Here is a 24052-nt window from a genome sequence, read left to right on the forward strand (position 1 = left end):
AACGCTCGGTGATCGTCTGCGAACTCGAAGCCGTACTCGCGCTCGATACGGGCGAACTCGGTGTCCGTCAGCCCGGGCTCGAACTCATAGAGGCCCGTCTCCGCCAGACGGCGGGCGGCGTCCGCGCCCAGACGTGCTCCCTCGCTACTGATCGCGGCAGCAACGCTAGGGCCAACTTAGCTCGCAGTCACGCGAGTTGCGCGGCCTCTGGCTTTTGCTTGACGGCAATCGGGTTCGGGCGTGGACCAGGGGTTGCCGATGGATCTTGTGACGACGGCCCCGATCCGCCTGGGACCGCCCTCGCTAGGATCCGGCTCGTGGACACCAGGGGCGGGGATTTCCCAGATCAGGACACGGACCGTAGTGCGGCCGTCGAGTTCGTCTACCAGCCGACGGTCGCGGACTTCGAGGAGGCGCTCCGTGGGCGAGCTCGTCGGTCGGCGGCGGGTCGGGTCCAGTTGCTCATGGCGCCGCTGATCGCGGTGGTCGCCGTGGTCGTCTTCTCGACTCTCAAAGACGCCACGCTGCCTGTTTGGATCATCACGCTGGTGCTCTCCGTGGCAGCCACCTCCTGGGGCGCCGTGCGAGGACTGCGCACCATGGCCCGCCGGATGTTCAGCGTCGTGGAGCCCTACGGGCGGTGTCGCATGGTGGCCGACGACCGTGGCGCGGTCAGTACCGGTGAGCGGGCGTCCTTCACCGTGGACTGGACCGTGTTCCGGGAGTACCTGGAGACGCCCGGGCTCTTCGTGCTCCTGGGCGGCGACCGCGCGGCCGGAGTCGCGGTACTGCCCAAGCGGGGCGCCCGGAATCCCGCGGACGTGGATCGGCTCAGGGAGATCCTGGACCGGAACCTGAAGCGGCTCTAGACGGGTTCGTCCCGAGGGGCCTTCGGCATCAGCGTGGGTCAACTGCCGGGCTGAGTCGGGCGTTGCGTGGCACGATCGTTCCCGTGGAGTGGGGAACGCTTGTCGGGACGACGCTCGGAGCGGTCGTCGGGGTCGGGGCGACGCTGGCCGGTGAGCACTTGCGGTGGCGGCGGACGGTCAGGGACAACAGGCTGCAGGACCGGCGAACCATGTACGCGGACTGTCTGGTGGCCCTTCGCCGTGCGCACGAGGCCATGCGGTTGGCCGCCGACGAGGAGTACTCGGACCCGCAGGCGAGGGCGGCCAGGATAAGGCAGGCGTTTCAGGCGTCGGGGTGCGACGAGGCCCGGGAGAGGCTCGTCCTGACGGCGCCCACCGACGTGACGGAGGCCATAGACGCCTCCTACCACTCCTTGCGTCGGGTTCGGGAAACACTCGCGTCCGGAAGCACGCTGGCGTCGCACGAGTACGACACCGCCAGGCAGGCTCACGGTGACGCGACCCGGGCGGCCCGCACGGTCTTCCGGCAGGACTTGGCGACGCTGGAAGTCTGACCCGTTGCTCCTTTGCTCCTTGCTCCTGTCGGGCTCATGCGGTGCTGGTGGCCAGGCTGTGGAAGGCCTGGGTGGTGCGGGGGTGGGCGAGTTCGTCGAGCAGGTGGCGCCAGTCCGGGTCGGTGGTGACGGGGTGGGCCTGGTCCCAGGCGGTCAGGAGGGGGGCCAGGTCGCTCTCGGAGGAAGTCTTGACCGGCGAGGAGGACAGGAGCTGGTTCATGGGAGTTCCTTCCGGAGGAGCCGGGGCCGATGGCTTCTACGATGCCGTCGATCCGGGGGCCGCGACATGGAGCCGTCCGCCCGATCCGGGGTGGGGGCAGCTGTACCCCTGTGGGGCTGTCAGTACCCGGCGCGTGCTGTACCCCCCCGTGGGGCTCAGCACCCGGCGCCGCGTTGTCGTACCCCTCTGCGATCGTGGCCGGCATGGGCGAATTGGTCGAGCGGGTGGACGAGGAGGACCGGGTCATCGGGGTGGTGGCCCGGGCGGAGGCCATCGAGAAGAGGTGGCTGCATCGGATCGCGACGACGGTCTGCCGTGATCCGGACGGGCGGATTCTCGTGCATCGGCGGCCGCAGGACGTCTCCCGTTTCCCCGGGCAGTACAACTGGCTGGTGGGCGGGGCCGCGGAGGTCGGGGAGTCGTACGAGGTCGCGGCGGCCCGTGAACTCGCAGAGGAACTGGGGGTGTTCGGGGAGCCGCGCTTTGCCCTCAAATTCCTGTGCCGTGGTGAGATCAGTCCTTACTGGCTCGGGGTGCACGAGGTGGTCGTGACCGCGGCGCTGGTGCCCGATCCGGCGGAGATCGCGTGGTACGGGTGGTTCGGGGAGGGCGAGTTGCTGGAGGCGGTGGGGCGCGGGGGGTTCGTGTCCGACGGGGTGGAGGCTCTGCGGCGGTACCTGGGGGGTTGAACGGCTGCGTCCCGCGTCGTTGAGGTGCGCGACCCGGTGCCGGCGGGCTACAGGCCGACCGTGTCGGACGGGTGCCGGTTCCGGTGGCCCCGGAGGACGGGCTCACTCTCCGCCTGGAGGTGCCGGGACCTGCCTGGGCCTGCCTGGACATGGACAGTTGGCGACTCGGAGCCCGGGCCGTGCTGACGCGGTGCTCCGGTCAGCAGGCCGCGCTCACCGCGGTACGCGGCAGTGCAGGACGGGGCAGGGCTACGACGGTCCCGGACGGGCGCACGTCCTTGCGGGGGCCGGCGAAGACGAACAGGCGCAGGACCAGGAAGCGGCCGATGCCGGCCAGGGCGGAGGCGCCGAGGTAGACGACCTGTTCCGTGAGCATGCCCGGCGAGGACTCGACGGCGTGCAGCAGGAACATCGCGGCGCAGGTGACGGCGTACGCGGCGGCCGCCGAGCCGGAGGACTGGAGGTGCCGGCGCCAGCCGGGGCGGCGGCCGGTGCCGAAGGTGAACAGGGCGTGCAGCTCGGTGCACAGGAGCGTGGAGGCCACGGTGATCACCGCGTTCGCCAGCGCCCAGGGCATCGTCATCGCGACCAGCGGTACCGCGAAGCTGGAGAGGACACCGATCCCGCCGCCGCAGACGACGAAGCGCACGAAGGAGGCCAGGGGGCCGGGCGTGGACGGGGACTGGGTCCGGTCGGCCGTCTGCGGCTCCATGGGGTTTCCTCCGGCTCGGCGCTGGCTTGTCGATCCGCTGGATCCCGGGTGGACCAGCCGTGATCAACGATGCCGTCGCGGGCCCGCCGAAACGATGGAGTGCACTCCCGAACCGAAGGTAGGGCTGGCTGCACCCCCGGGGTGGGGTGGCCCCGGGGGTGCAGCGGACGCCTTCGTCAGACGCCCTCCGCAGGGTCCCCTCGCTACTCCCCCTCCGCGTCCTTCGCCCGCAACTCCTCGATATAGGCGAGCGCGAGGTTTGTCGTACGGCTGAACCAGTCGTGGAGTACGGCGATCTCGTCGGCGGAGTAGCCCGCGAAGACGGCGTCGAGGCGGTCGTAGTACGGCTGGTAGAGGGCGACGACCTTGGCCACGGCGTCGGGCAGCGCGGCGACCCGGACGCGGCGGCGGTCGGTGGGGTCGGGGACGCGGGTGACGTAGCCGCCGCGTTCGAGGCGGTTGAGGATGCCGGTGACCGCGCCGGTCGTGACGTGGGCGTGCTCGGCGAGGTCGCCCGCGGTGAGGAGGTTCTCGCCGGCCTTCAGGACGCAGGCGAAGCTCAGCAGGTCGGTGACGTTCAGGCCCAGCCGCTGGGCCATCTCCTGCTGGCCGAGGTGGGCGGTGGCGATGAAGAAGTCCATCGCCTCCAGGGCCTGGGCCGGAGTGGCGGAGGGGCGGGGCTCGGCGTGCATCGGAATCCTTATTCCCTTAGTGCGTGAGAGGTTTCTGCGCTAAATTTCTTAGGAGGTGAGAGAACGGGTCGAGGAGGATCTGTGAGTGCACATCAGTATGACGAGGGGCACACGGTCGCGGGGTGGACCGGAGTCGCCATCGCCACCGTGGGGACGTCCGTGCTGGGGCTGGGGGTGTGCACGGTGTCCGGCGCGCTGATCGCCGTCGGCCTCGCGATCACCGGGGCGAGCGCCCTCGTGACCTGGGCCCTGCACCTGACCGGCTGGGGCAAGCCGCCGGGGCGCCGACCGCGCGCGGAGTGGGGGATGCGGGTGCGCGACACGGGCGCGCGGCAGGGGCACCCCGGGTGCGTCGGGTGCCGGATGGCGGGTCGGGGCGGTGCGCGGACCGGGGTGGTCGGGGCGAGGGCCGCGGCGACGTTGGAACCGGTCCGCGGGAAGTCGGTGGAGTCGATGGAGCCGGCGGACTCGATGGCGTCGGCGGAGTCGATGGAGTCGGCGGAGGCGATGGAGTCGGTGGGCTGACCGGTCCCGCCGGTGCTCGCGCGGCCCGTTGTCAGTGGTGCCCCCTACTCTCGTGAGGGATGGCACAGGGATGGAAGTGCTCGGGGTTGTCCTGGTCGGCGGACGGGCCCGTGCTGCGCTGGGACGGTGGGCGGCGCAGTGCGCTGACCTTGGGGAAGCGGGTGGCCTTCGGGGTCGCGGAGGGGGGTGTGCGGACATGTGTGGGAGCCCGGGGGCACGCGTGTCCGGCGCGGGCCCCGGTGTCGGGGCGGAGCGCGGGGGCGCGGTGCGAGGAGTGCGCGCGGCTGGACCGGGCGCACTCCGTGGCCGCCGACACCCTCGCGGACGATCCCCGTCCGTACCGGGTGTATCTGGCGTGGTTCGGGCCCGGCATGGTCAAGGTCGGCATCACGGCGCACGAGCGGGGCTCCGCGCGCCTGCTGGAACAGGGCGCCGTCTGTTTCAGCTGGCTCGGCACCGGTCCGCTCATGGCCGCGCGCCGCACCGAGGAGCTGTTGCGGGCGGCGCTCTCGGTGCCGGACCGCATTCCGTACGCCGCCAAGCGGGCCGTACGGTCCGCCCTGCCGGGGTCGGCTGCCGAGCGGGCCGCCGAGATCGCCGAACTGCACGCGCGGGCGGTGGCGTTGGGCGGCTGGCCGGACTCCCTGGAGCGCGCGCCGTTCCAACCGGTCGACCACGTCGAGATCTTCGGTCTCGCCGCACTGCCCGCCGCCGTGGGTGAGGTGAGCGAGCTCGTCGCGGGCGGGTCGGTGGGCGGACGGCTTCTCGCGGCCGCCGGACCCGACCTGCACCTGGAGACGGCGAGCGGGGGAGTCGTCGTACTGGACACCCGGCTGATGACGGGGTGGGAACTGGTCCCGGCCGACGGGGCGGAAATCGGCGTGCCGGTGAGAGAGTTCAAGGAGGCGCCGGGGGTTCAGGACGGGTTGTTCTGACGAGGGGGAGGTCCGGGGATGGACGTCACCGTGCAGTGGATACGCACGTCATGGACGAAGCGGTCCCGTGGCGGCGAGGCCGCGACGCGGAGGAACGCGGCTCCGGTCGGGTTCGCGTTGCCGCCGTCCGCGGTGGGACGGGCCGGAGCGGCGTTCGTCCACGCGGTCCGGATGGACGAGCGGGACGACTTCGCGCCGCACGACCAGCAGGGCGACAACCTCAGGGGTGTCGACGTCCAACTCCGTGAGGCGGACGGGCGGTTGCGGGTGCTGCCCAGGGTGCGGCCGATGTTCGGGGTGCCGCCCCGGCCGCGGCGGCGCCCGGGCGTGCGGCTCCACCCCGGGCAGTGGGTGCGGTGGCAGCTCAACTACCGCTTCAGCAGTGCCGTCGGGTTGCGCGACTGGTCGTACTGGCTGGACACCTTCAACATCGCCTACGGCCCGGTCGGCGCGGAGGTGTTCCTCGGGGCACCGACGGTTCATGTGGACGAGCAGGGGCCGGTCCGGTAGCGGCCGGAGACCGGGTCGGATGCCACGTCCGTCCCCTCTGCCCTGTCGGCCCTGTCAGCACTGTCGGCCCTGTCGGCCCTGTCGGCCCTGATGGCGCCGTCGAGGCGTTCCGTCCCGTCGGACCAGCGATTCCCCAGGGGTTCCCTGAGAGCCGCCTGTGCGTTTCTCAGGAAAATCACAGATTGCCGAAAGGGTGTTCTCAGGGCGCCCCGACATGGTGTTCACCATGACCACGACCTCGCCCCAGGGGCGCACCGAACTGCTGAGGCCGGACGGGAGCCCCGTCCGCGTGCTTGTGGTGGACGACGAGCTGTCGATCACCGAACTGCTGTCCATGGCCCTGCGCTATGAGGGATGGCAGATTCGCAGCGCGGGAGACGGCACGGGTGCTGTCCAGACCGCGCGGGAGTTCCGGCCCGACGCCGTCGTCCTCGACATGATGCTTCCCGACATGGACGGACTGGCCGTCCTCGGGCGGCTACGCCGTGAACTGCCGGACGTGCCCGTGCTGTTCCTGACGGCCAAGGACGCCGTCGAGGACCGTATCGCCGGGCTCACCGCCGGTGGCGACGACTACGTCACCAAGCCGTTCAGCCTCGAGGAGGTCGTGGCCCGGCTGCGGGGTCTCATTCGCCGCTCCGGTGCGGCCGACCGCCGTTCCGACTCCGTGCTGGTCGTCGGTGACCTCACGCTCGACGAGGACAGCCACGAGGTCTCGCGGGCCGGGGACAACATCCACCTCACCGCGACCGAGTTCGAGCTCCTGCGGTTCCTGATGCGCAACCCCCGGCGAGTGCTCAGCAAGGCGCAGATCCTCGACCGGGTGTGGTCGTACGACTTCGGCGGCCAGGCCAACGTCGTCGAGCTGTACATCTCCTACCTGCGGCGGAAGATCGACGCGGGGCGTGAGCCGATGATCCACACCCGGCGAGGCGCCGGTTACCTGATCAAGCCCGCCGCCTGATGAGCGGGCGACGACGGCCGCGGGCGCAGAAGCGGGCAGGGCGAGCAGGCAAGCCGCGCACGCTGCGGACGCGGCTCGTCGTCGCGTCGGTGGTGCTGATCGCGGTGGTCTGCGCGGTGATCGGCACGGTGACGACCCTGGCGCTGCGGAGCCATCTGTACGACCAGCTGGGCGAACAGGTCTTCGACGCGGGGAAGCGTCTGGCGGGGCCGCCATTCGGTGTGCCGAACGCCCAGAACGGGAAAGACCAGAACACGAAGGACCAGAACCAGAACCAAGGCCAGACGCAGCCCCAGGACCAGCTCGACGCCTTCGTCACCCACGGCCCCACGCAGGAGAACACCGTGGCTGCCGAGGTCGGCGCCGACGGCACCATCTCCAAGGCGGTCATCGCCGTACGGGAATCCAGCGACATCGGCCAGCAGATGGAGGCCGTCGCGCTGACCGCGGCCCAGCGGGCCGTGTTCGCCGGTGTGCCCACCACTGGCAAGCACGTCGTGAGCATCCCCGATGTCGGCGATTACCTCGTGATGTACACCACGTCCAGGGACAGCAGCACCGGCTACTACGTGGCGCTCCCCACCGACACCGTGAGCAACACCATCAACACCCTCATCCTCGTGGAGATCAGCGTCACCGCCGCCGGCCTCGGCGCCGCCGTCATCGCCGGTTACGTCCTGGTCGGGCTCGCCACCCGTCCCCTCCGCAAGGTCGCCAACACCGCCACCCGGGTCTCCGAACTCCCCCTCCACACCGGCGAGGTGAACCTCAGCGAACGGGTGCCGGAGTCCGAGTGCGACCCGCACACCGAGGTCGGCCAGGTCGGCTCCGCGCTGAACCGGATGCTGGACCACGTCCACGGCGCCCTGCACGCGCGGCAGCAGAGCGAGATGCGGGTACGGCAGTTCGTCGCCGACGCCAGTCATGAGCTCAGGACACCGCTCGCCTCCATCCGCGGGTACGCCGAGCTCACCCGGCGCGGCCGGGAACAGGTCGGCCCCGACACCCGGCACGCGCTCGGCCGTATCGAGTCCGAGGCGGGCCGGATGACGCTGCTCGTGGAGGACCTGCTGCTGCTCGCGCGCCTGGACGCAGGACGGCCCCTCCAGTTCGAGCAGACCGACCTCGTCCCGCTCGTCGTGGACACCATCAGCGACGCCCGCGCGGCCGGCATGGACCACAACTGGCGCCTCGACCTGCCCGACGAACCCGCCCTCGTCTCCGGCGACGCGGCCCGTCTCCAGCAGGTGCTCATCAACCTGCTCGGCAACGCCCGCAAACACACCCCGGAGGGGACGACCGTCACCGCACGGGTGCAGCGGCGCGGCCCCTGGATGTGCGTGGACGTCGAGGACAACGGTCAGGGCATCCCGCCCGACCTGCTCCCGCACGTCTTCGAACGGTTCGCGCGCGGTGACTCCTCGCGCTCCCGTGCCTCCGGCTCGACCGGTCTCGGCCTCGCCATCGTGCAGGCCGTCGCGACCGCGCACGGCGGAGCGGTGACCGTGGACAGCGTCCCGGGACGGACCGTGTTCACCGTGCACCTGCCCGCGGTCGGCCCCGTGGCCCCCCGTCCGGCGCCCGAAACGAACTGGCAATCGCACTCACAGGCACAGCACAGCGCCGCCATATGGGTGCAACAGGGGGCCTGACCAGAGTCGTTCCCATGCGAACCGACTCTTCTCCCGGCACCCTGCCGGCGCGGGAGCACCTCCCGGCCGGCGACGCCGGTACGCCTGTCCTGGACGTAGTGATCCCCGTCTACAACGAGGAGAAGGACCTCCAGCCGTGTGTGCTGAGACTGCACGAGCACCTCAGGCGCACGTTCCCGTACGCGTTCCGCATCACCATCGCGGACAACGCGTCGACGGACACCACGCCCCTGGTGTCACGGCGGCTGGAGGCGGAGATCCCGGAGGTCAGGGCCTTCCGGCTGGAGCAGAAGGGTCGCGGCCGGGCGCTGCGGACCGTCTGGTCCGCCTCGGACGCCCCGGTCCTCGCCTACATGGACGTGGACCTGTCCACCGACCTCAACGCCCTGCTGCCGCTGGTGGCCCCGCTCATCTCGGGCCACTCGGACCTGGCGATCGGCTCCCGGCTCGCCCGCAGCTCCCGGGTGGTGCGCGGCCCCAAGCGCGAGTTCATCAGCCGCGCCTACAACCTCATCCTGCGCGGCTCCCTCCACGCCCGCTTCTCCGACGCCCAGTGCGGCTTCAAGGCCATCCGGCGTGACGTGGCGCAGGTCCTGCTGCCGCTGGTCGAGGACACCGGCTGGTTCTTCGACACCGAGATGCTGGTCATCGCCGAGCGCGCGGGACTGCGTATCCACGAAGTGCCCGTCGACTGGATCGACGACCCGAACTCCACCGTCCACATCGTCAAGACGGCGACCGAGGACCTCAAGGGGGTGTGGCGGGTGGGCAAGGCGCTGGCGGGCGGATCGCTGCCGCTGGACCGGATCACCCGGCCCTTCGGTGACGACCCGCGCGACCGCGAGATCCAGGACGTGCCGAAGGGGCTGGCCCGCCAGCTCGTCGGGTTCTGTGTCGTCGGCGGACTGTCGACCCTCTTCTACCTCGTCCTGTACAGCGCGTTCCGGCAGTTCAGCGGCTCCCAGATCGCCAACGCGCTGGCCCTGCTGGTCTCCGCGGTCGCCAACACCGCCGCCAACCGGCGTCTGACCTTCGGGGTGCGCGGGCGGGGCGGAGCCGTCCGCCACCAGGCGCAGGGCCTGGTCGTCTTCGGCATCGGCCTCGCCCTGACCAGCGGCTCCCTCGCCGCCCTCGGCGCGGCCAGCAGCGACCCCGCGCACTCCACCGAGCTGGCGGTGCTGATCGCCGCCAACCTCGCGGCGACCGTGCTGCGCTTCCTGCTCTTCCGGGCCTGGGTCTTCCCCGACCGCGGTGACGACCAGCCCCGGTCCACCGTCGTCGCCGCCCACACCCCGTCCTCGCCGGCCTGCTCCACCCAGCGGCTCCCGCAGCAGCCCTCCACCCAACAGCCCTCCACCCAACAGCCCTACGCGCCGCTGCCCCAGCGCCCGGCGGCGAACCAGTACGCCCCGCCGCCGTACGCCCCGACGCCGTACACGCCGGCCTCCCCGTACGACACGACCGAGTTCCGCGCCGGTGAAGCCGCGGAGCAGCGTTCCTGGAAGGACGCCACCGTGCGGTTGCAGCCGGTGCGCCCGACCGACACCGACCCGAGGAACTCCTGATGACCACGCAGACCGACCATCCGGCCCATCCGGCCCAGCAGGGTTCCGGGTGGGGTCCGGCGGCGACGGCCCCCGAGGCGCCGGTCGCTCCCGATGCCCCCGAGTCCGGTGAACCCCGGCAGCCCTTCGCGCGCGGACTGTGGCGCGGCCGCCCCGAGGACCCCCGTTGGGCGCGCCCGGCCCTCCTCGGCCTGCTGGCCGCGACCCTCCTGCTCTACCTGTACAACCTGAGCTCCTCCGGCTACGCCAACTCCTTCTACTCGGCGGCGGTCCAGGCCGGCAGCCAGTCCTGGAAGGCGTTCTTCTTCGGCTCGCTGGACGCGGGCAACGCCATCACCGTCGACAAGCCGCCGGCCTCGCTGTGGCCGATGGAGCTGTCGGTGCGGGTCTTCGGCCTGAACTCCTGGGCGATCCTGGCCCCCGAGGTCCTCATGGGCGTCGGCACGGTCGCCGTCGTCCACGCCTCCGTGCGCCGCCGGTTCAGCCCCGCGGCCGGTCTGATCGCGGGCGCCGTGCTCGCGCTCACCCCCGTCGCGGCGCTGATGTTCCGGTTCAACAACCCCGACGCCATGCTGGCGCTGCTGATGGCGCTCGCCTGCCACTTCGTGGTCCGTGCCCTGGAGCACGGCCGTACTAAGTGGCTGCTGTGGGCCGGTGTAGCAATCGGCTTCGCGTTCCTCGCGAAGACCTTGCAGGCCTTCCTGATCCTGCCGCCGCTGGCGATCGTCTACGCCGTGTGCGCGCCGGTCTCCGTCAGGAAGCGGCTCGGTCAACTGGCCGCGGCCACTCTCGCGTTGGTGGTCTCCGGCGGCTGGTGGGTGGCGATCGTCGAGCTGTGGCCCGCCTCCTCGCGGCCCTACATCGGCGGCTCCCAGAACAACTCCTTCCTTGAACTGACCTTCGGCTACAACGGCTTGGGCCGTCTCAACGGCGACGAGACCGGCTCGGTCGGCGGCGGCGGTGGTGGTGGCGGCACCGGGCAGTGGGGCGAGACCGGCTGGGACCGGATGTTCAACTCCGAGATCGGCGGCCAGATCTCCTGGCTGCTGCCGGCCGCGCTGATCCTGCTCGTCGCCGGTCTGGTGGCGACCCGCAAGCTCGGCAGGACCAGCGTCACGCGGGGTGCGTTCCTGGTCTGGGGCGGCTCGCTGCTGATGACCATGGTCGTCTTCAGCTACATGGCGGGCATCTTCCACCAGTACTACACGGTGGCCCTCGCCCCCTACCTGGCGGCCGTGATCGGCATGGGCGCCGGCACCCTGTGGGACAAGCGCGCCGAACTGTGGGCGTCGCTCACCCTCGCCGCCTCGGTCGTGGCGGCGGCCGCCTGGAGCTACGTCCTCCTCAACCGCACCTCCGACTACCTGCCCTGGCTGAAGTACCTGGTTCTGATCGGCGGCCTGGTAGCCGCGCTCGGCCTGATCTTCGCGGGCCGTGTCAGTCGTCAACTCGCCCTCGCGGCGGCCTCCTTGGGCCTGGTGGCCGCTCTGGCCGGCCCGACGGCGTACACCCTGAGCACCCTCCAGGAGGGCCACACCGGCTCCATCGTGACGGCGGGCCCGGCGGGCGCGTCCATGATGGGCGGCGGCGGTCCGGGTGGTGGTGGCGGCCGGGGCGGCTTCGGCGGCGGAATGCCCGGCCAGCAGGGCCAGCAGCAGAACGGCACCGGCAACACACAGGGTGGCGGCACGGGCGGCTTCCCCGGCGGGGGCATGCCGGGGCAGCAGGGCCAGAACCAGCAGAACGGCGGCGGCACCACCCAGAACCAGCAGGGCGGCCCCGGCGGACAGACCGGTGACGGACGCGGAGCGGGCGGCGGCGGTGGCGTCGGCGGCCTCCTGAACGGCGCGAGCGTCACCTCCGAGGCCAAGAAGCTGCTGGAGGCCGACGCGTCGAAGTACACCTGGGTCGCGGCGGCCATCGGCGCCCAGAACGCGGCGAGTTACCAGCTCTCCACCGGCGACCCGGTGATGGCGATCGGCGGCTTCAACGGCACCGACCCGTCCCCGACGCTGGCCCAGTTCAAGAAGTACGTGGAAGACGGAAAGATCCACTACTTCATCGCCGGCGGCTCCGGCGGGGGCATGGGCGGCAGCAGCAGCGGTACGTCCTCGCAGATCACCTCGTGGGTCGAGGCCAACTTCAAGAAGGTCACGGTCGGTTCGGCCACCTTCTACGACCTCACCCAGAAGGCGAGCGGCTGACGTTCCTCCCGGGAAGCAGGGCGGCGACTGCGGTCGCCGCCCTGCTCGTCGTACGGCGGGGAACCGCGCTGTACGGCGGGAAACCGCGTTGTACACCGTATAGGAGCTGTTCTACGGTGTATGGCATGACCGCTCCCGCCCCCGTCGCCGTCTCCCAGGGCCACCCCCAGCGTTGGCTGATACTCGGCGTCATCTGTCTCGCGCAGCTCACCGTGCTGCTCGACAACACGATCCTGAACGTGGCGATCCCCTCCCTGACCAGCGAACTGGGCGCCGCCACCTCCGACATCCAGTGGATGATCAACGCGTACTCGCTGGTGCAGTCCGGTCTCCTGCTCACCGCGGGCAGCGCGGCTGACCGCTACGGCCGCAAGAAGATGCTCGCCGCGGGACTAGTCCTGTTCGGCGTCGGATCACTGGTCGCCGGTCTCGCCGACTCCACCGCCCAACTGATCGCGGCCCGGGCCGGGATGGGTGTCGGGGGCGCGCTGCTGATGACCACCACGCTCGCGGTGGCCATGCAGATCTTCGCGCCCGAGGAGCAGCCGAGGGCGATCGGCATCTGGGCGGCGGTGAACTCCCTGGGCTTCGCGACGGGCCCCCTCCTCGGCGGCTTCATGCTGAACCACTTCTGGTGGGGCGCGATCTTCCTGATCAACCTGCCGGTCGCCGCGCTCGCCCTGGTCGCGGTCGTGGTCTTGGTCCCGGAATCAAAGAACCCGCGGGGCGACCGCCCCGACCTGCTCGGCGCCCTGCTCTCCACGATCGGCATGACCGCCCTGGTGTTCGCGATCATCTCGGGCCCCGAGCACGGCTGGACGTCCGGCCGGGTGCTGGCGCCGGCGGCCGTGGCGGCCGTGGTCCTCGCCGGGTTCGCGTACTGGGAGAACCGGATCCCCCACCCCATGCTCGACATGCACTTCTTCCGCGACCGCCGATTCACCGGAGCGGTGGCGGGAGCGGTCCTCATCACCTTCGGCATGGGCGGCTCGCTCTTCCTGCTCACCCAGCACATGCAGTTCGTCCTCGGGTACGGCCCCCTGGAGGCGGGGCTGCGGACGGCACCGCTCGCGCTGATGATCGTGGCCCTCAACTTCACGGGCCTGTCGGCGAAGTGGTCGACGCGACTCGGGACGCCGCTCTCCATCGGCCTCGGCATGGCGGTGATGGCCGCGGGCCTCCTCTCCATCGCCACGCTCACCGGCCACGGGTATCCGGGCACCCTGCTGGGGCTGGTGCTCATCGGTGCGGGGGCGGCGGTCGCGAGCCCCGCGATGGCCCACGCGATCATGAGCGCGATCCCGCGCGAGAAGGCCGGGGTCGGCGCGGGGATCAACGGCACGGTGGCGGAGTTCGGACAGGGACTGGGGGTCGCGGTCCTGGGCGCGGTGCTGAACGCGCGGTTCGCGGCGGGGATCTCGGTCGCCGCGGTGTCCCTGCCGGGGGCGCTGGCGGAGGCGGGGTCGGCGTCGGAGCGGGCGCGGATCACGGACGCGTTCGCCTCCGGCCTGGAGAGCAGCCAGTTGGTGGGGGCGGTGGCTGTGCTGCTGGGCGGGGTGGTGGCAGGGGTGCTGCTGCGGCGGGCCGAGCGGGGAGAGGTCGCCTGAGGGGGTGGCGGCGGTGGTGCGTCGGCGGGTGCGGGTCCGTCGTGGTTTCTCGCGCAGTTCCCCGCGCCCCTTCAGGTCGGTGGGCGCCTAGCATCTTTGCCAGTCAACGGAAGTTCTTGGAAGGTGCGCCATGGCTAACGCAGGCCAGAAGGCCTCGGGTCGGACCAGTGTCTGGCTGGAAGGCAAGGTGCGCCGGGGTGGACGTGGCGGCGGCCAGCCTTCCGGTCTCGACCGGGACCGGATCACCGAGGCCACCGTACGACTGCTCGACACGGACGGGCTGGCCAAGTTCTCCATGCGGCGGCTGGCCGCCGAGCTGAACGTGACCGCGATGTCCGTCTACTGGTACGTCGACACCAAGGACGACCTCCTCGAACTGGCCCTGGACGCGGTCTTCGGCGAGCTGGAGCTGCCGGACCCGGACGCCGACGAGGACTGGCGGGACCAACTGCGCACGGTGGCCGGGGAGTACCGGGGCCTGCTGGTCCGGCATCCCTGGGTCTCACCGCTGGCCGGCACCTTCCTCAACATCGGCCCCCACTCCCTGGCCCTGTCCCGGACCGTGCACCGGGTCGTCCGCAGGACCGGCCTGCCCGCCCACGGCATCACCGGCGCGATCTCCGCCGTCTTCCAGTTCGTCTACGGCTTCGGCACCATCGAGGGCCACTTCATCACCCGCTCCGCGCAGGCCGGCATGACCCAGGAGGCCTACTTCCGGCACGCCATGACCACCGCCGGCCAGTCCCCGGGCGCCGCGCAGATCCTCAAGGAGAACGAGGAGATCATGACGGCGAGGGGCGGCGACACGGTGGAGGAGATGAGGGACAGGGACTTCGAGTTCGCCCTGGACCTGCTCGTGGCAGGCATCGAGACGATGGTGACCGCACCTCCCCAGGGGCGCGGGGAACCGCGCGACCAGCCCCAGTGAACGCGCACCCGCCGACGAAGGAGAAGCCCCCACCCCCTCACGCGTCCGGCGAAGCCAACCGCGCAGGGAATCCGCCCGTGGCCACCGGACCCCACCGCACCGGAGTGACCCGGATGATCGACTTCCCCTGCTTCAGCATCGCCGACCGGTACTCGTCCCAGTCGGGGTGCTCCCCGGCGATGTTCCGGTAGTACTCCACCAACGGCTCCACGGACTCGGGCGAGTCGATGACCTCCGCGGTCCCGTCGACCTGCACCCACGGTCCGTCCCAGTCGTCGCTCAGCACGATCACGCTGACCTGGGAATCCCGCTTGGCGTTCCGCGTCTTGGCCCGCTCGGGGTACGTCGACACGACGATCCGCCCCGAGTCGTCCACCCCGCAGGTCAACGGCGAGGCCTGCGGTGACCCGTCCGACCGCCGCGTCAGCAGGATCGCCCGGTGCCGGGGCCGTACGAAGTCCAGCAGCTCGTCCAAGGAGACGGCCTTGTTGGTCGCAATGTTCGGTGCCATGGATTCAGCCTAGTTGGAGCGCCACGGCGTTCCAGTGAACCGCGTCACGGCCGAGGCGGTCCGCACCCTCGGCCACGGTCCGCAGCGGCCTCAGCCCCGCCCGGGCCCCCTGATCGACGACCTCCTCCGGCGCGATGTCGAACATCCGCCGGTCCGCGGGCGGCTCACCGCGCCGCAGGGTGATCAGCAGGAGCCCGCCCGGCGCGAGCAGTGCGGCCAGGCGCCGCATCGCGACGGGCCGCTCCTCCGGCCGCAGGTGCATCCACACCGCGGACAGCAGGACGACCTCGTACGGCCCCCGCACGCCGGGTATCTCCGGCAGCGCGCCCGCCCGCCAGGTCACCCCGCTGCCGGGGTGCAGCCGCTCGGCGACCCGGCGCAGCTCCGGCACCGGCTCCACCGCGTCGACCGTGTACCCGCGCCCGGCCAGCGCCGCCGCGTCCCGCCCGGTCCCCGCACCGACGTCCAGCACTCGCGCGGGCGCCTTGGGCAGCAGGTCGAGCAGCGCCCCGTGCACCGCCTCGAAGGAGACGCTCTCGTAGACCCGCCCCAGCCGCTCCGCCGACTCGGCGTAGTACTCCTGAACCCCCGTGGTCCGCTCCATACCCCGAACCGTACGTCCCGCCACTGACAACGCCCTCAGGTCTGCGGCAGCGACTCCCCCTGCACCGCCTGCACATCGAGCTCGACCTTCAACGTCGTCCCGATCGCCGCGATCCCCGCCTGCACGACCTGGTTGTAGTTCATGGCGAAGTCCTCCCGCCGCAGCTGGGTCGTGGCACGGAAGGCCGCGCGGGTCCCGCCCCAGGGGTCGGCGCCGGTGCCCAGGTACGCCAGGTCCAGGTCCACCGGCCGTACGACACCGCGCATCGCCAGCTCGCCCCGCACGGTCCACCGATCCGTACCGGACACGACCAGCCCCGTCGACCGGTACGTGATCTCCGGGTACCGCTCGACGTCCAGGAAGTCCGCCGACCTCAGGTGCTCGTCCCGCATCGCGTTGCCCGTGTCGATGGAGGCCGCCCGGATCACCGCCTCCACCCGGGACTTGGTCACGTCGTCCGGGGCGACCTCGATGGCCGCCGTGAAGTCGGTGAAGCGGCCGTGCACGCTGGAGATGCCCAGGTGCTGGGCGACCGCGCCCACGCTGGAGTGGGCCGGGTCCACGGTCCAGGGCCCCGGCGGCGGGAGTTCCGCCCCGCCGATCCGGGCCAGCGTGACCGTGCCGACCTCGGCCCGGCCGCTCGCGGTGACGATCGCGCTGGAGGCGGCGGGCGCGTACCCGACGGCCGTCACGATGACGGTGTACGGCCCCGGCTCCAGCGGAGTCACGTCCCGTACCGCGCCCTCGGCGTCGGCCTCCGCGCGCAGCACCTGGGTGCCGGTCATGTCGGTCACCGTGACGATCGCGTGCGACACGGCCCATCCGTCCCGGGTGCGGATCCTCGCGGTCAGTCCCATGTCTCGTAACTCCTCGAATAGGACCGGCCCGTGGCGGGCGCGCGCCTCCGCTCAGAGCGCGCGCTCCCTGCCACGGGCCGGAGCGGGTGGACTACTCGCCGGGGTGGGCGAGTTCGATGTCGTGGCCGTCGACGCCGGGCCCGTTCACCGTCAGGGCGGTCGCCTGCGGCGGGTAGCCCGTGGCGATGACCGTGTACTCGCCGCCGTCCAGGTCGGTGAAGGCGTACGCCCCGTCCGTCCCGGTGGTGGCGGTGCCGACCACGTTGCCGGCCGCGTCCACGAGGGTGACCCTCGCGTCGGCCAGCGGACCGTGCGGTGCCCGGACGACACCCTGGAGGCGGGCGCCCGAGTCGAGGTCGACCTCGATGCGGGTGACGCCGGTGCCGCCGACCTCGACGGGCAGGGCGCGCGGCCGGAACCCGGCGGCGTTCACCGCCACGGTCACCGCACCCGGCACCAGCTCGCCGAAGGCGAACTCGCCCTGCTCACCGGTGGTCCCGGTGGCCAGCAGATCGCCCCGCACATCGGTGACGATCACCATGGCGTCCTTGACGGGCTCCCCGCTCCCCGCGGCCCGCACGAGCCCGTTCAGCCCGCTGGTACCGCTGAGGAGGATGTCGTAGGCCACCGGCTCACCGCCCACCAGGACGGTGGACGCCTGCGGCTGGAAGCCGTCCGCGGAGGCGATCAGAACGTACGACCCCACGCCCGGCGCCTCGACGGCGTAGGAACCGTCGGCCCGGGTCACCGACCGGCCGAGCTGCCGACCCGCGAGCGAGATCAGCGTGACCGCGGCCTGGGGGACCGGCGCGCTCTCGGCGCCGCGCACGAAACCGCTGACCGGGATGCCGCCGGAGCCGGCCGGGGATTCCTCGGGGCGGGCGAGGGTGGCCACGGCGGACAGCCGCTGCGTACCGGTGCCGCCGGGGGCGGTCTCGGTGTCGGAGGTGGTCGTGGCCCAGCTCGGGGTGTGCCCGGTGGCCGGAGCCTCAGCGGCTTCCGCGGGTGCCTCGGCCGGCGAGTCGTCCGCCGCGGCCTGCGCCAGCGCGCCCTTGGTCCGCAACGGAACCTCCTTGATGAACAGGGTGATCAGGAACGCGACGGCCGCGAGGGCGCCGGCGATCAGGAACACGTCGGCGATGCCGTGACCGTAGGAGCTCTCCACCAGCGTGCGCACCGGGGCCGGGAGCTTGGCCAGGTCCGGGATGCTGTCGGTGGAGGAGCCGGAACCGGCCAGGGCGGCCCGGTACTGCGGGTCGAGGGCGGCGACGCCGTCCTTGACGTAGTGCGTGATCCGGTGGGCCATGACCGCGCCGAGCGCGGAGACGCCGACCGCACCACCGAGGGAACGGAAGAACGTGACCGTCGAGCTGGCGGAGCCGAGGTCGCTCGGGTCGACCTGGTTCTGCGTGCACAGCACCAGGTTCTGCATCATCATGCCGATGCCGAGACCCAGCAGGGCCATGAAGATCGACATCTTCCAGTAGGCCGTGTCGTACCGGATGGTGCCGAGCAGACCGAGACCGGCCGTCACCAGCACGCCACCACTGACCAGCCACGCCTTCCAGCGCCCGGTGCGGGTGATGAACTGCCCGGAGACGGTGGAGGAGACGAACAGCCCGCCGATCATCGGGATGGTCATGACGCCGGACATCGTCGGGGACTTGTCGCGGGCCAGCTGGAAGTACTGGCTGAAGAAGACCGTGCCGGTGAACATCGCGACACCGACGAACAGCGAGGCCAGCGACGCGAGCGTGATGGTGCGGTTCCTGAACAGCCGCAGCGGGATGATCGGCTCGCTCGCCTTGGACTCGATCAGCACGAACAGCAGTCCGAGCACGATCGAACCGCCGACCATCGTGTACGTCTGCCACGACAGCCAGTCGTACTTGTCACCGGCGAAGGTGACCCAGACGAGCAGCAGTGAGACGGCGGCGGCGATGAAGGTCGCGCCGGCCCAGTCGACCTTCACGTCCCGCTTCACGACGGGCAGGTGCAGGGTCTTCTGGAGCACGATCAGCGCGATGACGGCGAAGGGGACGCCGACGTAGAAGCACCAGCGCCAGCCCAGCCACGAGGTGTCGGTGATGACACCGCCCAGCAGCGGGCCGCCGACGGTGGCGACGGCGAAGGTCGCGCCGAGGTAACCGGAGTAACGGCCGCGCTCACGCGGGGAGATCATCGCGGCCATGACGATCTGGGCGAGGGCGGACAGACCGCCGACGCCGATGCCCTGGATGACACGGCAGGCGATGAGCATGCCGGCGTTCTGGGACAGGCCTGCGGCCGCGGACCCCAGCACGTAAATGACCAGGGCTATCTGGACGAGCGCCTTCTTGCTGTACAGGTCGGCGAGCTTGCCCCACAGGGGGGTGGCCGCGGTCATCGACAGCAGGGCGGCGGTGACGACCCAGGTGTAGGCGGACTGGCCGCCGCCGAGGTCGCTGATGATGTGCGGGAGCGCGTTGGTGACGATCGTGGACGACAGGATCGCCACGAACATGCCGAGCAGCAGGCCGGAGATGGCCTCCATGATCTGCCGGTGCGTCATCGGGGCGTACTCGGCGGAGCCTCCCCCGTGCTTGGCGTGAGCCCGCACACCGGCTGGTGTGGTCGTTGCCATGGGCTTCCTTCTCTTACTGGGTGATCGCGGGTGTACGGGTGGTCTGTTCGAGAGCGTCGAGCGCTTCGAGTACGGGGGGTACGGGCGGCCGGGGTTCGGGACCGTGGGCGCGGGTGTCGTCGAAGCTTGCCCGCAGGCGGGCCATCAGCGCGGTCAGTTGGGCCACCTCGTCGTCGCTCCAGTCGCTCATCCGCTCGGCGAGCATGTGGCAGGTCCGCCGGGAGAGCTGGTCCAGGAGCGTTCGGCCGGCCGGCGTCAGCCGCAGGATGCGGGAGCGCCTGTCCGCCGGGTCGGGGGAGCGCTCGATCCAGCCGCGCTCGGCGACGTGGGCCACGTGGCGGCTGGTGACCGACATGTCCACCGCGAGCAGCTCGGAGAGCTTGCTCATGCGCATGTCCCCGTAGCGCCCGAGCAGGGTCAGTACGGCGGCGGAACCGGAGGGGCACTCGGACGGCATCATCCGCCCGATCTCCCGCTTCACGGCTCCGAAGGCGCTGAACTGGCGGATCAGCTCCTCGTATCGCGCCTGCTCGGCCATCACACCTCCCGTGTTCGTTGCTTAGGGCAACCATAGGCGTGTTTGGTTGCTACAGGCAAATAAAACGGGGTGAGTGCGGCATAAAAAGTTGGCAAAGGCAAGTATTGCGAACGTAAACCCGCACGTGGGTCCGGCCGGTACCCCTGTCAGCCCCGCACTTGGGCCCCACCCGCGGATTCGCTAGGGTCTCTGGGCATGGCTGAGAACCAGGGCCCCCAGGGCAACCACGACCCCGCCGGCAGCACCCAGATGTTCCGCGCGTTCGTCGACGAGGGCCCGCAGGGCCGCCGACAGCAGACCGCGCCGACCGCCTCGGGCGGCCCGCGCATCGGCCTCATCATCGGAGTGGTGGTCGCGGTGGCGATCGTCGCGGCGGTGGCCTGGCTGGCACTGAAGTAACCGGCGGACGTTGTGCGCAGTTCCCCGCGCCCCTGAATGCCCGCACCGGCCTGACACAGCTCGACTGCAACCCCCCAGGGGCGCGGGGAACTGCGCGACCAGCCCCCACGGCCCCGCACCCGCCCGACAGCCGAACCCGCCACCCCCACAGGCGCCCACGCGCAGGGTGGCGAACGATCACGTCCTGACGCAGCTAGAGGCAACCCCCCAGGGGCGCGGGGAACTGCGCGACAGGACCCCACCGCCCCGCACTCGCCCGACAGCCGAACCCGGCACCCCCATAGGCGCCCACGCGCAGGGTGGCGAACGGTCACGTCCTGACGCAGGAAGAGGCAGCCCCCCGAGGGACGCGGGGAACTGCGCGACAGGCCCCCACCGCCCCGCACTCGCCCGACGACCGCACCCGGCACGGCCGTCGGCGTCCTGCGAGCGGGGACGCTCAGTCGGAGATGAGACCTTCCCGCAGCTGGGCCAGGGTCCGGGTCAGCAGCCGGGAGACGTGCATCTGGGAGATGCCGACCTCCTCGCCGATCTGTGACTGGGTCATGTTGGCGAAGAAGCGCAGCATGATGATCTGCCGCTCCCGGGGCGGGAGTTTGGCCAGCAGCGGCTTCAGCGACTCCCGGTACTCGACGCCTTCCAGAGCCGTGTCCTCGTAGCCGAGGCGGTCCGCGAGGGAGCCCTCGCCGCCGTCGTCCTCCGGGGCGGGCGAGTCCAGCGAGGACGCGGTGTACGCGTTGCCGACCGCGAGGCCGTCGACGACGTCCTCCTCGGACACGCCCAGCACGGAGGCGAGTTCGGCGACCGTCGGAGAGCGGTCCAGCTTCTGGGAGAGCTCGTCGCTGGCCTTGGTGAGGGCCAGCCGCAGCTCCTGGAGGCGGCGCGGGACACGCACCGACCACGAGGTGTCGCGGAAGAACCGCTTGATCTCGCCCACGACCGTCGGCATCGCGAAGGTCGGGAACTCCACGCCCCGTTCGCAGTCGAAGCGGTCGATCGCCTTGATCAGGCCGATGGTGCCGACCTGGACGATGTCCTCCATCGGCTCGTTGCGCGAGCGGAAACGGGCCGCCGCGTAACGCACCAGCGGGAGGTTGAGCTCGATGAGGGTGTCCCGGACGTAGGCGCGCTCGGGGCTGTTCTCGTCGAGTGCGGCGAGCCGCAGGAAGAGGGAGCGGGACAGGGTGCGGGTGTCGATGGCTCCGGACACCACCGGGGGTGCCGGGAGGGCCGGGGCCGGCGCGGCCTCGACGGCCGTGACGTCGTCGAGTGCGGGCTCGGCCTCGCTCTTCGTGAGCGTGAGCACCTTCGAGCTGCCCTGATCTGCGGACATGCCACCCCCTTTGGGTCGCGGGACGGTCGTGGCGAACGCCCCGTGGTGGAACGTCAGCCTTCACCTGAATACCGGAGCCGAAGCCTCGGCAAACGCGCTTCCGGCAGAATGTCACATGTCGGCAACACGCTGTAGTGACATGTCGACACGTGAGACTCTAATCCGCCCTGGATAAAGGGGGTCTGACGGTTTTTCGGCACAGAAGTGTCAGGAACGGCGCCGGTGAGCGATTCGCTCGCGCCGGTTACGCCTCGACAGGGCTTGCGAACTGCGGTGTTCCGGAACGTGCGACCGTGCGCCCCTTATGCATCCGCTATCCGACGCGAACTACGCGTCGATCCGATTGGCGGATCGCAGCCGCTGGAAGCTACGCGCGAGTAGCCTCGAAACGTGCATCTGTGAGACGCCGAGTTCCGCGCTGATTTGCGACTGGGTGAGATTGCTGTAGTAGCGCAGCAGAAGGATTCTCTGCTCCCGCTCGGGGAGTTGGACCAACAGATGGCGGACCAGGTCGCGGTGTTCCACGCCGTCCAGTGCCGGGTCCTCGTAGCCGAGCCGGTCGAGCAGGCCCGGCAGTCCGTCGCCCTCCTGGGCCGCCTCCAGCGAGGTGGCGTGGTACGACCGTCCGGCCTCGATGCAGGACAGCACCTCGTCCTCGGTGATGCGCAGCCGCTCGGCGATCTCGGCGGTCGTGGGGGTACGTCCGAAGGCCGTCGTCAGGTCCTCCGTCGCACCGTTGACCTGCACCCACAGCTCGTGCAGCCGGCGTGGTACGTGGACGGTGCGGACGTTGTCGCGGAAGTACCGCTTGATCTCGCCGACGACGGTCGGCATCGCGAAGGTCGGGAACTGCACGCCACGGTCCGGGTCGAAGCGGTCGATGGCGTTGATGAGCCCGATGGTGCCGACCTGGATCACGTCCTCCATCGGCTCGTTGCGGGAGCGGAAGCGGGCGGCCGCGTAGCGCACGAGCGGGAGGTTGGCCTCGATGAGCGCCGTCCGCACCCGGTTGTGCTCCGGCGTGCCCGGTTCGAGCTCCTTCAACTGGCCGAAGAGCACCTGGGTGAGCGCCCGGGTGTCGGCGCCGCGACTGCGTGGGGCGGCCTCCTGGGGGGCCTCCTGGGGAGGCGCGGTACTGGCCGCCACGGTCAACGCCACCTCTTCGTTGGTCAACTCATCCGTCAAAAGCGGTCATAGCATCACAAGACATGTGCACTGTGTGCAAGCACCGCATAACGTTGGGTTACGCCGTGTTGAGGGGCAAGTCGGGGTGAGAGACGCAGAAAAGCCCCCCGCCGTTCCCGGCAGGAGGCTTCGGAACTGCTGAGCCGCTGAGCTGCTGAGTTGCTGAGCTGCGGAGTGCTCGGGCTCAGTACGCGTAGTCCGCGATCACCCAGGTGGCGAACTCCTTCCACAGCGCCACGCCCGCCTGGTGCTCCGGGTGCTCGACGTACGTCCGCAGCGCGGCCGCGTCCTCGAACCCGGAGTTGATGGCGAAGTCGTAGGCGATGGGGCGGTCGCTGAGGTTCCAGCCCAGCTCCCAGAAGCGGATCTCGGGGATCTTGCCGTCCAGGGCGCGGAAGGCCTCGACGCCCTCGACCACGCGTGGGTCGTCGCGCTCGACACCCTCGTTGAGCTTGAAGAGGACGAGGTGGCGGATCATGGGCGCTCCCTAGGGTCTGTCAATGCGCCCCGTCGGCCAGCCAGGTGAAGAAGTCGCCCACGGCCTTGGCGGCGTCCGATATGCCCTGGAACCCTATCTGCACGTAGCCGGCGGCGTTCTCCGGGTCCGTGATGATCACGTACAGCACGAAGACCACGAGCACATAGACGGCGAGCTTCTTACCGTTCACCGCCACCGCGGCCTCCCCCGCTTGGTACTTCTGTTCCTTCTGGGGCGCGAGTGTAACCGGGGTGATCAGTACGCAAGAAGGGCCCCGTCTCTCGACGGGGCCCTTCCGAAGCGGTAGCGGAGGGATTTGAACCCTCGGTGACTTGCGCCACACTCGCTTTCGAGGCGAGCTCCTTCGGCCGCTCGGACACGCTACCGAGGGAGACCTTACAGCAAGGTGGGGCGTGCTTTGAAATCGGTATTCAGCGGTCCCGGAAGAACTCCGTGAGGAGCCCCGCGCACTCGTCCGCGAGGACGCCCTCGACCACCTCGGGGCGGTGGTTGAGGCGCCGGTCGCGGACCACGTCCCACAGGGAGCCGGCCGCTCCCGCCTTCTCGTCACGGGCGCCGTAGACGACCCGGTCCACCCGGGACTGCACGATCGCGCCCGCGCACATCGTGCAGGGCTCCAGCGTGACGACGAGCGTGCAGCCGGTCAGCCGCCACTCGCCGAGCTCCGCCGCCGCCCGCCTGATCGCGAGGACCTCCGCGTGCGCGGTCGGGTCGCCGACCGCCTCGCGTTCGTTGTGGCCGGCCGCGAGCACGGTCGTACCGTCCGGGGCCAGTACGACGGCACCCACCGGCACGTCCGCGCCCGCCCGGCCGGCCTCGTCCAGGGCGAGCCGCATCGCGGCCCGCCAGCGGTCGCGTACCGGGTCCGGGGTGCCCT

At 70.9% G+C, this 24052-nt stretch carries 26 protein-coding genes and 1 tRNA gene; 13 read left to right on the top strand and 14 right to left on the bottom strand.

Features of this window, described 5'->3' with window-relative positions; genetic code table 11:
- Positions 1-317: 317 nt before the first annotated feature.
- Entirely contained in the window at positions 318-869 is a 552-nt protein-coding gene (locus ABZ098_RS26035) for a YcxB family protein (protein ID WP_356594976.1), read from the top strand.
- Between the two features lie 83 nt (positions 870-952).
- On the top strand, positions 953-1423 hold the full coding sequence (locus ABZ098_RS26040) for a hypothetical protein (protein WP_356594978.1): 471 nt from the start codon (positions 953-955) through the stop codon (positions 1421-1423).
- 34 nt (positions 1424-1457) lie between these two features.
- Here the strand turns inward: ABZ098_RS26040 and ABZ098_RS26045 are convergent, their stop codons facing one another.
- Positions 1458-1643 (bottom strand): hypothetical protein, encoded by a 186-nt coding sequence (locus ABZ098_RS26045; RefSeq protein WP_356594980.1) that lies wholly within the window; start codon positions 1641-1643, stop codon positions 1458-1460.
- A gap of 203 nt (positions 1644-1846) precedes the next feature.
- On the opposite strand from ABZ098_RS26045, the gene ABZ098_RS26050 reads away from it, so the two are divergent.
- Positions 1847-2332 carry an NUDIX domain-containing protein gene (locus ABZ098_RS26050; RefSeq protein ID WP_356594982.1) on the top strand — a complete coding sequence of 162 codons (486 nt, stop codon included), beginning with the start codon at positions 1847-1849 and terminating at the stop codon, positions 2330-2332.
- A gap of 199 nt (positions 2333-2531) precedes the next feature.
- On the opposite strand, the gene ABZ098_RS26055 is transcribed toward ABZ098_RS26050, so the two are convergent.
- Both ABZ098_RS26055 and ABZ098_RS26060 read right to left on the bottom strand, forming a co-directional pair.
- Entirely contained in the window at positions 2532-3044 is a 513-nt protein-coding gene (locus ABZ098_RS26055) for a GtrA family protein (protein WP_356594984.1), read from the bottom strand.
- Positions 3045-3247: 203 nt separating this feature from the next.
- A complete protein-coding gene (locus ABZ098_RS26060; protein WP_356594986.1) occupies positions 3248-3736 on the bottom strand; it encodes a MarR family transcriptional regulator in 489 nt (162 codons plus the stop codon).
- Between the two features lie 81 nt (positions 3737-3817).
- Here ABZ098_RS26060 and ABZ098_RS26065 point away from each other — a divergent pair, with 81 nt between their 5' ends.
- From ABZ098_RS26065 to ABZ098_RS26105, 9 genes are all read left to right on the top strand, one after another.
- Positions 3818-4261, top strand: a complete 444-nt coding sequence (locus ABZ098_RS26065; protein ID WP_356594988.1) for an HGxxPAAW family protein — start codon at positions 3818-3820, stop codon at positions 4259-4261.
- 59 nt (positions 4262-4320) lie between these two features.
- Positions 4321-5196, top strand: coding sequence for a DUF2797 domain-containing protein (locus ABZ098_RS26070; RefSeq protein WP_356594990.1), 876 nt, complete (start codon positions 4321-4323; stop codon positions 5194-5196).
- Between the two features lie 18 nt (positions 5197-5214).
- Positions 5215-5706, top strand: a complete 492-nt coding sequence (locus ABZ098_RS26075; protein ID WP_356594992.1) for a hypothetical protein — start codon at positions 5215-5217, stop codon at positions 5704-5706.
- A 226-nt stretch (positions 5707-5932) separates the two neighbouring features.
- Positions 5933-6670, top strand: coding sequence for a response regulator transcription factor (locus ABZ098_RS26080; protein ID WP_356594994.1), 738 nt, complete (start codon positions 5933-5935; stop codon positions 6668-6670).
- Entirely contained in the window at positions 6670-8322 is a 1653-nt protein-coding gene (locus ABZ098_RS26085; RefSeq protein ID WP_356594996.1) for a HAMP domain-containing sensor histidine kinase, read from the top strand. The genes ABZ098_RS26080 and ABZ098_RS26085 overlap by 1 nt, the downstream gene beginning before the upstream one ends.
- 14 nt (positions 8323-8336) lie before the next feature.
- Positions 8337-9887 carry a glycosyltransferase gene (locus tag ABZ098_RS26090; RefSeq protein ID WP_356594998.1) on the top strand — a complete coding sequence of 517 codons (1551 nt, stop codon included), beginning with the start codon at positions 8337-8339 and terminating at the stop codon, positions 9885-9887.
- On the top strand, positions 9887-12091 hold the full coding sequence (locus ABZ098_RS26095; RefSeq protein ID WP_356595000.1) for a glycosyltransferase family 39 protein: 2205 nt from the start codon (positions 9887-9889) through the stop codon (positions 12089-12091). Before ABZ098_RS26090 ends, ABZ098_RS26095 begins: the two co-directional genes overlap by 1 nt.
- A 125-nt stretch (positions 12092-12216) precedes the next feature.
- A complete protein-coding gene (locus ABZ098_RS26100) occupies positions 12217-13698 on the top strand; it encodes an MFS transporter (RefSeq protein WP_356595002.1) in 1482 nt (493 codons plus the stop codon).
- 130 nt (positions 13699-13828) lie between these two features.
- On the top strand, positions 13829-14626 hold the full coding sequence (locus ABZ098_RS26105) for a TetR/AcrR family transcriptional regulator (RefSeq protein ID WP_356595004.1): 798 nt from the start codon (positions 13829-13831) through the stop codon (positions 14624-14626).
- A 37-nt stretch (positions 14627-14663) separates the two neighbouring features.
- Here the strand turns inward: ABZ098_RS26105 and ABZ098_RS26110 are convergent, their stop codons facing one another.
- The 5 genes from ABZ098_RS26110 to ABZ098_RS26130 all read right to left on the bottom strand — a co-directional run bounded on the left by ABZ098_RS26110 (position 14664) and on the right by ABZ098_RS26130 (position 19759).
- Positions 14664-15137 (bottom strand): PPOX class F420-dependent oxidoreductase, encoded by a 474-nt coding sequence (locus ABZ098_RS26110; protein ID WP_356595006.1) that lies wholly within the window; start codon positions 15135-15137, stop codon positions 14664-14666.
- Positions 15138-15141: 4 nt separating this feature from the next.
- The gene (locus tag ABZ098_RS26115) at positions 15142-15741 is read right to left on the bottom strand and encodes a class I SAM-dependent methyltransferase (protein ID WP_356595008.1); all 600 of its coding nucleotides are present in this window, start codon (positions 15739-15741) and stop codon (positions 15142-15144) included.
- Between the two features lie 35 nt (positions 15742-15776).
- Entirely contained in the window at positions 15777-16598 is an 822-nt protein-coding gene (locus ABZ098_RS26120) for a YceI family protein (protein WP_356595010.1), read from the bottom strand.
- Between the two features lie 91 nt (positions 16599-16689).
- Positions 16690-19221 carry an MFS transporter gene (locus ABZ098_RS26125; RefSeq protein ID WP_356595012.1) on the bottom strand — a complete coding sequence of 844 codons (2532 nt, stop codon included), beginning with the start codon at positions 19219-19221 and terminating at the stop codon, positions 16690-16692.
- Positions 19222-19234: 13 nt separating this feature from the next.
- A complete protein-coding gene (locus ABZ098_RS26130; protein ID WP_356595013.1) occupies positions 19235-19759 on the bottom strand; it encodes a MarR family transcriptional regulator in 525 nt (174 codons plus the stop codon).
- A 195-nt stretch (positions 19760-19954) separates the two neighbouring features.
- On the opposite strand from ABZ098_RS26130, the gene ABZ098_RS26135 reads away from it, so the two are divergent.
- Positions 19955-20158, top strand: coding sequence for a hypothetical protein (locus ABZ098_RS26135; RefSeq protein ID WP_356595015.1), 204 nt, complete (start codon positions 19955-19957; stop codon positions 20156-20158).
- A gap of 439 nt (positions 20159-20597) precedes the next feature.
- On the opposite strand, the gene ABZ098_RS26140 is transcribed toward ABZ098_RS26135, so the two are convergent.
- From ABZ098_RS26140 to tadA, 6 genes are all read right to left on the bottom strand, one after another.
- Positions 20598-21491 (bottom strand): RNA polymerase sigma factor SigF, encoded by an 894-nt coding sequence (locus ABZ098_RS26140; protein ID WP_356595017.1) that lies wholly within the window; start codon positions 21489-21491, stop codon positions 20598-20600.
- Positions 21492-21818: 327 nt separating this feature from the next.
- Entirely contained in the window at positions 21819-22649 is an 831-nt protein-coding gene (locus tag ABZ098_RS26145; RefSeq protein ID WP_356595063.1) for an RNA polymerase sigma factor SigF, read from the bottom strand.
- 211 nt (positions 22650-22860) lie between these two features.
- Positions 22861-23154, bottom strand: a complete 294-nt coding sequence (locus ABZ098_RS26150; RefSeq protein WP_356595019.1) for a Dabb family protein — start codon at positions 23152-23154, stop codon at positions 22861-22863.
- 19 nt (positions 23155-23173) lie between these two features.
- On the bottom strand, positions 23174-23350 hold the full coding sequence (locus ABZ098_RS26155) for a hypothetical protein (RefSeq protein ID WP_356595021.1): 177 nt from the start codon (positions 23348-23350) through the stop codon (positions 23174-23176).
- A 105-nt stretch (positions 23351-23455) separates the two neighbouring features.
- Positions 23456-23540, bottom strand: a tRNA-Ser gene (locus tag ABZ098_RS26160).
- Between the two features lie 45 nt (positions 23541-23585).
- Positions 23586-24011, bottom strand: a complete 426-nt coding sequence (gene tadA / locus ABZ098_RS26165) for a tRNA adenosine(34) deaminase TadA (protein WP_356595023.1) — start codon at positions 24009-24011, stop codon at positions 23586-23588.
- Positions 24012-24052: the final 41 nt, after the last annotated feature.

The organism is Streptomyces sp. NPDC006335 (assembly GCF_040612795.1).
Classification (GTDB): Bacteria; Actinomycetota; Actinomycetes; order Streptomycetales; family Streptomycetaceae; genus Streptomyces.